The organism is Sulfitobacter sp., from assembly GCF_041552635.1.
Lineage (GTDB): Bacteria > Pseudomonadota > Alphaproteobacteria > Rhodobacterales > Rhodobacteraceae > Sulfitobacter.
The window spans coordinates 1-1828 of the sequence record NZ_JBFEKM010000334.1; the positions used below are offsets into that span (position 1 = coordinate 1).

The 1828-nt window shown below is 56.9% G+C and carries 1 protein-coding gene; it reads right to left on the reverse strand.

Features of this window, described 5'->3' with window-relative positions:
• Positions 1–196: 196 nt before the first annotated feature.
• On the reverse strand, positions 197–1396 hold the full coding sequence (locus tag ABYT07_RS20805; protein WP_372993905.1) for an IS256 family transposase: 1200 nt from the start codon (positions 1394–1396) through the stop codon (positions 197–199).
• Positions 1397–1828: the final 432 nt, after the last annotated feature.

Genomic DNA, 1828 nt, shown 5'->3' on the forward strand with positions numbered 1-1828 from the left:
ATCTATCTGGTAGTAGATTTTTGATGTGCTTCTTGATACCGGCTGCCACTAATTTCTCTCCAATATTTTGTTGGCTGCTACGCCACAAAACCTCAGCTACTGCTTTAGGATGGTCTAATCAAGAGCTTCGGCTGAGCTGATCGGTAGTGTCCCAAGACTTGGTGCAACTTGTTCTCCGGCTGGGAGTTGAGCCGGTTTACAGGGCGGCGATCTTTGCCGGGTCCATGGTGGTATCCTCGCAGATGGCGGCAACAGTTTCCAGCGTCATGTAACGCCGTGAGACCGCCCATTCGTCGTTCTGTTCCAGCATCAACGCTCCTACGAGACGTCTGATGGCTTGCTCGTTGGGGAAAATACCGATGACATTGGTCCGGCGCTTGATCTCCTTGTTCAGCCTTTCCAAGGGATTGGTAGAGTGTATTTGCCGCCAGTGTGCTTTTGGGAACGTCTTGTAGGACAGCACGTCGTCTTCGGCGCGTAGCATTAGTTCGGCGAGCTTGGTGTGACGCGGCTGGAAGGCCTCAATCAGTTTCGCCCAGTGATCCTTGGATTCTGCCAGCGTGTCCTGGTCGAAGGCGGTTCTGAGTGCTGCTGTGGCAATTGGGCGGTCCTTTTTACCGACGCAGGCCAAGGCATTGCGCATGAAGTGAACCCTGCAACGCTGGATCGTAGCCCCCAGCACTTTGGCGGCCGCGGCCTTCAGTCCTTTGTGTTCATCCGCGATGATCAGCTTAACCCCACGCAGGCCCCGATCGGCCAGAGCGCGTAGGAACTCGCCCCAGAACACCTCGGCCTCGCTGGGCTGGATGGCGATGCCCAGAACCTCGCGCCGTCCGTCCAGATTGACTGCGACAGCCACTATAGCCGCGACACTGACGATCCGCCCGCAGCGCCTGACCTTGATGTAGGTGGCGTCCAGCCAGAGGTAAGGCCACTCGCCCTCCAGCGGTCGGTTCAGAAAAGCGTCAACACGTTCATCAATCTCGACGCACAGGCGCGAGACCTGGCTCTTGGAGACGCCGGTCATGCCCATCGCTTTCACCAGATCATCGACTGAGCGGGTGGAAACGCCCTGAATGTAGGCTTCTTGGATAACGGCCGTCATCGCCTTCTCCGAGGCCCGACGATGCTCCAGAAACTCCGGAAAGTATGACCCCTTCCGAAGCTTTGGGATCTGAACATCGATGGTCCCGGCCCGAGTTTCCCACCGGCGCTCACGATATCCATTCCGATGGTTTACTCGTTCGGTACTGCGCTCATGCGTTCCAGCACCGCATTGCTGATCCACATCCAGCGCCATCAGGCGGTCGGCGACAAACCCAAGCATCTCGGCCAGTATTTGATGATCTGCGGTGTCTGAAAGAAGCGCCTTCAGCGCGACCGTTTCTGCTAACATGTCTTTGGTCATGGGTGATCTCCTTGATCGGTAGGTCAGTTTTGCAACTCAACCCTACCGGAGAACGTCCATGACCACCCAGAAAGCCGCGCGGGCTTCGCCTGAGCTGCGCAGGGCTCCACTCAGCCCGCGCTACCGTCGGAATTACACCACGCCCCGGGGCACTACCCGCCTTAAACGAGGCCATCGCAAAATACGGCAAGCCCGAGATCATGAATACGGACAGTCATATGATGGTAACCAGTTCTCGGGCGGTTTGACTCAAACACTGATCGACCGTTCGTTGGGTTGGTGCCACTTGGCTTTCCGGTTTGGTTTGACCCACATTCCGATCGACCTGACACGTGTCTTTCCCTGGACCTGTCGCGTATTTGTGCCGCTCCAAGTGCTCGTTTAAGCGACTTTCCGTTCGAAGGCGACCGGGCTTTTCCA

Excerpts from the sequence above, each read along its gene's own strand:
- ABYT07_RS20805 (WP_372993905.1), bottom strand. The coding sequence starts at position 1,396 with ATGTTAGCAGAAACGGTCGCGCTGAAGGCGCTTCTTTCAGACACCGCA.